Consider the following 6172-nt stretch of genomic DNA (forward strand, 5'->3'; position numbering starts at 1 on the left):
AAAGACAGAAATAAATGGCTGGAGCTGTCGCTTTCAGAATCGCTCACCCAGTCGGATCTGACAGCGCTTTACAGGTACAAATCCGATCCTTTCGAGCTCATGGGTATAGACAGAGATGAGCTGGCGAACATAATAGGCAAAAAAGCTTTTTTGCTTGGTAAGGCGGCCTTTGATTACGGTCAAGAGGTGAAGATCATGGAAAAAACAGCCACGCGCCTTGTTTTTCTTGAAGATGAGGAATACCCCGCGCTCTTAAAAGAAATAAACGATCCCCCTTTATTTTTGAGGGTGGTGGGCGAGATACCGCGCCCGTCCGAGCGGATGATAGCGGTCGTGGGCACAAGGCGCGCTTCCGCTTACGGGAAAAGGGTCTGCGAATATTTCAGCGCCGCCTTCTGCGAAATGGGTTTTGCCGTCGTCAGCGGCCTTGCCAGGGGCATAGACACGAAGGCTCATGAGACGGCTATAAAAAACGGCGGGAAAACTGTCGCCGTGATAGGCTCCGGGCCGGATGTCATTTACCCGCCGGAAAACGAGCGCCTTGCCCGGGATATAGCCGAACACGGCGCTGTTGTCAGCGAATATCCCATGGGCACGCCTCCGGCGAAGATGAATTTCCCCTGGCGCAACAGGATCATAAGCGGGATGTCCTGCGCGGTGTTCGTGGCTGAGGCTCCGCAGAGATCGGGCACCCTCATCACGGCCTCTTACGCCGCGGAGCAGGGCAGGGATGTTTGGGCGGCGCCGGGCTGTATCTTTGAAAATAATTACAAAGGCTGCCACGCGCTCATCAAAGACGGCGCCAAACTTGTGGAGAGCAAAGAAGACATTGCGGGTGAGCTTTCTTTTGAAGGATTTGAGCAGACGGAAAAAATATCGCAGGCCAGGGAGCCCGAAAAGCCTTTTTCCGACGAGGAGAAAAAGATCTACGCCGTCATAGGATGGCATCCCGTGAGCCTCGATACGATAAAGAGGGAAGCGTCGCTGGACATTTCAAAAATATTCAGAGCCTTGACAAATCTTCAGATAAATGGATTTATTGATAATTCTGCTGGCGGAAAATTCGTCAGAAAAAAATAAAAAAACAGTGAGGAGCGCATGAAAAAACATCTGGTAATAGTGGAGTCACCGACGAAAGCGAAGACAATAAAGAATTTCCTTAGCGCGGAATACACGATAATGTCATCCATGGGGCACATCAGGGACCTTCCGAAGAAAGTGCTGGGAGTGGATATAAAAAACGGTTTCAAGAGTTCTTACGGCGTGATACCGGCAAAGAAGAAACTGGTCGCGAAGCTCAAGGAAGCCTATAAGGACTGCGACCTTGTTTATCTGGCGACCGACGGTGACAGGGAGGGCGAGGGCATAGCCTGGCATGTGAAGGAGCTCCTCAAGATCCCCGACGATAAAACCCGCCGGACGGTGTTCCATGAGATAACCTCGGAGGCGATAAAACATGCTTTCAAAAAACCCGTCAAGCTGAACATGGATCTCGTTAAAGCATACCGCGTGCGCCGGGCACTGGACAGGATAGTGGGTTACAAGATAAGCCCCATACTGTGGAAAAAAATAGCGTCCGGCCTTTCCGCCGGCCGTGTGCAGTCGCCTGCCCTCAAGCTCATCGTTGAGAGGGAAAAAGAGATAAGGGCTTTTGAGCCCGTCACTTACTGGAAAGTCGCCGGGGATTTTAAGACCTCCGGCGGGATGCTCAGGGCGGATCTTGTCAAAGCCAAAGGCGAGGCGATCAAAGACGAGCGCGTGAGCGATGAGAGCATACTCAAAGACATAGAAAAACTGAAAGGCGCGGATTTCAGCGTGAAAAAAAATGATATCACTGAAAAGAAGATATCGCCGCCGCGCCCTTTTACGACCTCAACACTGCAGCAGCAGGCGAACACCGTTCTGGGATTTTCTTCACGCCGGACCATGATCGTCGCCCAGCAGCTTTATGAGGGAATAGACCTTCCCGAAGGCCGCACGGGCCTCATCACTTATATGAGGACGGATTCGGTAGCGGTCGCCAAGCAGGCCCAGGCAGAGGCGAGAAAACTGATAGAGAGCCGTTACGGAAAATCTTTTCTTCCCGCGAAAAGTCCGGTTTACAAAACAAAATCTGCCCATTCCCAGGAAGCTCACGAAGCGATAAGGCCGGTTAAAGTGGATATAATCCCGGAAAATATAGAGGATAACCTCAGCCCCGAGCAGTTCAAGCTCTATCATCTCATATGGCAGCGTTTTATGGCGTCCCAGATGAATCAGGCGCTCTCTGTCACGCGCAGCGTCCGTCTGGAAAAGGATTCTTACGCCTTCAAAGCAGTGACGAGCGTTTTGAAAGACGCCGGTTTTCTCACCCTTTACAGCGAAAGGATAACCGCGGACAGGGAAGCCCGTGGCCTTTTTGAATTTATGGAAAAACTCGCCGTCGCCAGTTCCGCGCTCCTGCAAGAAATAGAAACGAGCGAGCATCAGACCTTACCCCCGCCGCATTATAACGAGGCTTCACTTGTGAAGACGCTCGAGGCCAAGGGAATAGGACGCCCCTCGACCTATGTTTCCATAATTGAAACGCTCCTCAGGAGAAAGTATGTCGTGCGCAACAAGAGGCAGCTGCTTTTACAGGATATAGGGGAAGTGGTGTCGGATGTGCTGGAAAAACATTTTCCTCTTATAACGGATTACGAATTCACTTCCAAACTTGAATCCATGCTGGATGATGTGGCGGACGCGAAGATCGGCGAGAAAGAGGTGCTGGAGAATTTCTACAAGGAATTTGAGGTGCTGCTTGAAAAAGCCAAGACGGATATGGAAACGCTGAAAAAGGTGACGGACAGAAAATGCCCGTGGTGCGGCACAAACCTTGTGGAAAAATATTCGGCGAACGGCAAATTCCTTTATTGCGGGGCGGGTTACAAGGCCTGCGTTTACAGGGTTTATTTTACCGAAGACGGGGGGGAGCTCCTGCCCGAGAAGAAATTCTGTCCCAAATGCGCCAAGTCCATGGTTTTGCGCGTCGCCCGCCGCGGCCCTTTTTACGCATGCAGCGGTTTTCCTTCCTGTAAGAGCATAATACCTTACGGGGAAGAGAAAAAACCCGCGGAAAGCGAACCGAATGAAAGCGACTGAAAGCTTAATCTTTTTAAAGGAATTCGAGACATATCTTGAGGCGGAAAGAAATTATTCGCCCAACACCATCAGGGCTTACAGAAAAGACATCGGCGGTTTCCTTGATTACGCGCGCGAGAAGAAGCTTGATATAGCATCCCTTGAAAGAAGGCAGATAAGGGCTTTTATAACCCGCGCGAGAGAAGGCCTTTCGGCAGTGTCCATCGGCAGGATGCTATCGTCCATCAGGTCTTTTTTCCGGTTTCTCATCACCGAGAGCGTTATGGAGGAGAATCCCTTTTTCGGCGTGTCTGTGCCGGGAAGGATCAAAAAGATACCGACGGTGCTGGAAGAGAATGAAATGAACGCGCTGCTGGATGCGCCGGATGTGAATTCACCGAGGGGCATCAGGGACAGGGCGATACTTGAACTGCTCTACTCGACGGGAATGCGCGTGGGTGAGCTGACGGCTCTCAAGATCTCAGATATTGATGTGTGGAGTTCCACCGTGAAGGTGACGGGCAAGGGCAGCCGCCAGAGATTCTGCTACATAAACGACAGCGCTGTTGAGGCCGTGGAACGCTACCTTGAAAGAAGGCCGCCTAAACCGGAAGCGCTTTTTCTCAACAAAAACGGCACGGGCCTGTCGGCGGTGTCTATCCGCAGCATACTCAACAAGCACATGAACAAGGCCGCGATCTCAAAGCATGTCAGCCCTCACAGCATCAGGCACAGCTTCGCCACGATAATGCTCTCGCGGGGCTGCGATCTGCGCTCAATACAGGAATTTCTCGGACACAAGGATATTTCAACGACGCAGATATACACGCACATCTCAGCCAAAAGGCTAAAGGACGTATATGACAGAACCCACCCAAGAGCTAAATAAAACGCCGGTCAGATACTTTATCGCTGTGAAACTGAGCGATGAGGCGAAGAAAGAGATCAGAAATGTTTTCGGTCCGGTGTCGGCAAATATCGACGGAAGGATCGTGAAGGATGATGGTTTGCATCTCACATTGAAATTTCTCGGCGAACTGAGCGAAGAAAAGATAGAAACCGCAAAGAAGATAATCAGCGAAGCCTGCTCGGAATTCTCTCCCTTTCAGGTCTCGCTTGGGAAAACGGGTTCTTTCCCGGCGCAAAAACCTAAAGTGTTGTGGTCGGGCGTGAGAAAAGGCAGGGACGATCTCGCCGCCATCAGCAAGTTTGTATCAGAGCGCGCGAAGGAGTCTCTCGGCATACCGAAAGACAGCAAGGAATTCATACCGCACATAACTCTCTGCCGCCTCAGCGGCAAGAGCGTGCATAAGGACTTTTACTCGCTGAGATTTATCTCCTCTTTCAGTGCGGCGAAACTCTTTCTTATAAGGAGCGAACTTCATCTTTCCGGCGCAGTTTACCGTGATATTTTTTCCGCCGAATTCAAATCTTAAAAGCCCCCATTGACAATATTTTAGGGGGGGGGTATAATACAGAAGAAGCTGATAGAGTCTCTTTTCTAAAACTACACTGTTCGGTAAGAGAGAGGGAGGGGCAAAATGGCTGATTCAAATGTTCCTATAACAGCAGACGGCGATGTTCTGATAGATTGCGACAATAACAATGACAGCACGACAAATGTCATAAAATTCACACACGATAATGGCACAGAACTGATGCGCATACAGGAAGACGGCAAAGTCGGCATCGGCACGACAAGCCCGGGAGCTAAATTGCATATTTTGCAACCTTCGGGCACAGCCGAGGTACATTCAACAGTTAAAGGTTTAATCATTCAAGATGGTGGTTATAATGATGGCAATCCTTTTGAAATTCAAAACTCAGGCGGGGTGGCTACAGTTATAGTTGAAGATGGCGGTGACGTCGGCGTTGGGACGACAAATCCGAGCGAATTATTGCATTTAAGAAAAGACCATGCCGGTGTGACAGCATTAATAATTGAGAATACGAACGCAAGCGGTGGTGAGCGAATCTACTTCCAAGAGAGTGCAACAAAAGTCTTTTATATGTTTCGTGGCAATTCTGATGATAAATTCTATATGAAAAGTTACAATGGCGCAACTTATCGTGACATAATGATTTTGGAAGAAGACGGCAACATCGGCATCGGCACAACGAGTCCAGTAAGTTTATTAACTCTAAATAAGGCAACGGCAGATACAGCCATAACCTTTCAAGAGAGTGCAACATCTCAATTTACAATGGGAACTGATTATAGCGCAAGTAATGATTTTAAAATTAGTAGTGGTGCGGCTCTTGGGACGAACGATTTGATAATTCTTAATACATCTACTTTGGAATCTAATGTAGATATGATAGTGAAAGCAGCCACTCCTGCTTATATCAGAATTCAGTCCACAGGCACTGACAATGCAGCGATGTCTTATTTGGATATAGGGCAAACATCGGCTGATAGTTTTAGCCTTACGGGATATATTGGAGATAAATTAAGTGATGCAAGAAGATTACAGGTTTTTGCTTATTTGAATTATGATTTATCCCTGGGAGCAAATAATGCGGAAGTTGTAAGAATAGATACGAATAGAAACGTAGGTATTAATACAACGAGCTTTGGTGGCGGATTGGGTGTTGTTGGAATAGGTAATCGTACTACTGCACCCCCCAGTGCCCCCACTGGGGGGTGCGTTCTTTTCGTGGAGAATGGTGCATTGAAATATAGGGGTTCTGGGAACACCTTAACAACCATAGCTGCGGCATAGTATTACTAAGCACATAAGTTAATAAATATTTTTTGCCAAATGAGGGACAGAATGGAGGTGCAATTATGAAAAGAGGATTTATGTACTATACCCGTAAAATGATTAAATTTTTGTTATTGGGATTGTTACTGTTTTTTAGGGCAGAGAATAGTAATGCAGAAATTTTAAACAGATCCAATTTTAAAGAGAAAATAGGTATATACGCTCTCTATAATATTCAGCAAAATCCCAATAAAGAGGACTGGATAGATACTGGTTTTAATACTAACGGCTACGGTGGGAAAAGTTCTTTGAAAATGATGGGGGTAGGTTTGAAATATTTCCCGAAAAAATGGCTATTATTTGAT

At 48.0% G+C, this 6172-nt stretch carries 5 protein-coding genes and 1 pseudogene; all 6 read left to right on the forward strand.

Annotation, left to right across the window (positions count from 1 at the left end; genetic code table 11):
- Positions 1–1080 (forward strand): DNA-protecting protein DprA (gene dprA / locus FP827_03010; protein MBA3052048.1); only part of this gene is annotated, 1080 nt, incomplete at its 5' end.
- A gap of 18 nt (positions 1081–1098) precedes the next feature.
- On the forward strand, positions 1099–3123 hold the full coding sequence (gene topA / locus FP827_03015) for a type I DNA topoisomerase (GenBank protein MBA3052049.1): 2025 nt from the start codon (positions 1099–1101) through the stop codon (positions 3121–3123).
- Positions 3110–3991, forward strand: coding sequence for a tyrosine recombinase XerC (locus FP827_03020; GenBank protein ID MBA3052050.1), 882 nt, complete (start codon positions 3110–3112; stop codon positions 3989–3991). The genes topA and FP827_03020 overlap by 14 nt, the downstream gene beginning before the upstream one ends.
- Entirely contained in the window at positions 3963–4538 is a 576-nt protein-coding gene (gene thpR, locus FP827_03025) for an RNA 2',3'-cyclic phosphodiesterase (GenBank protein MBA3052051.1), read from the forward strand. The genes FP827_03020 and thpR overlap by 29 nt, the downstream gene beginning before the upstream one ends.
- A 1203-nt stretch (positions 4539–5741) precedes the next feature.
- Positions 5742–5825 (forward strand): annotated as a pseudogene (locus FP827_03030) (hyaluronoglucosaminidase).
- Between the two features lie 65 nt (positions 5826–5890).
- A partial coding sequence (locus FP827_03035) for a hypothetical protein (protein ID MBA3052052.1) occupies positions 5891–6172 on the forward strand: 282 nt, incomplete at its 3' end.

The organism is Candidatus Omnitrophota bacterium (assembly GCA_013791745.1).
Classification (GTDB): Bacteria; CG03; CG03; order CG03; family CG03; genus CG03.